The organism is Brevibacterium sp. HMSC07C04 (assembly GCF_001815905.1).
Lineage (GTDB): Bacteria > Actinomycetota > Actinomycetes > Actinomycetales > Brevibacteriaceae > Brevibacterium.
In genome coordinates this window covers 1-510 of the sequence record NZ_KV823291.1, presented here as the reverse complement: position 1 = coordinate 510, position 510 = coordinate 1, and the positions used below count along the sequence as shown (strand labels likewise).

The window sequence follows — 510 nt, the reverse complement described above, 5'->3', positions numbered from 1 at the left end:
CACGCTGAGGCTGTCGGAGACTTCGTCGCCGAACCACTGCTCGACGAGTTTGCTGTATTCGCCGTTGTCGGTCATCTCCTTGAGCATGGCGTTGAATTCTTCGGTCAGCTTGGTGTTGCCCTTTTTGGCGGCAGCACCGAGCTGTTCGCCGGTTTCGTAGGTTTCTACGAGTTCGAGTTTGTCATCGGCTTTGGTTGCTGCGGAGATGACGGAGATGTTGCCGACAGCGGCATCGACCTTGCCTGCCATGAGCGCCTGAGTGAGCATGCCGCCGTTTTCGTACTGCACCGTTGTGATGCCTTCGTCCTGTGCGTGCTTTTCGCCAGAGGTTGCAGCCTGCACACCGACCTTCTTGTCCTTGACGTCTTTCAGGCTCGCAAAGCCGTCCGACTTCGCTGCGGCCATGCCGAGGTTGTCGTTGAGGTAGGGGTCGGTGAAGTCCATCTTGGTTTTGCGCTCATCGGTGATCGAAATGCCGGAGATGGCGATGTCGCACTTGCCGGTGTCGAG

At 57.8% G+C, this 510-nt stretch carries 1 protein-coding gene; it reads right to left on the bottom strand.

Annotated elements, in window-relative coordinates; genetic code table 11:
* Window positions 1-510, bottom strand: a 510-nt coding sequence (locus tag HMPREF3162_RS11240; protein WP_141759608.1) for an ABC transporter substrate-binding protein, incomplete at both ends; no start/stop codon positions are given.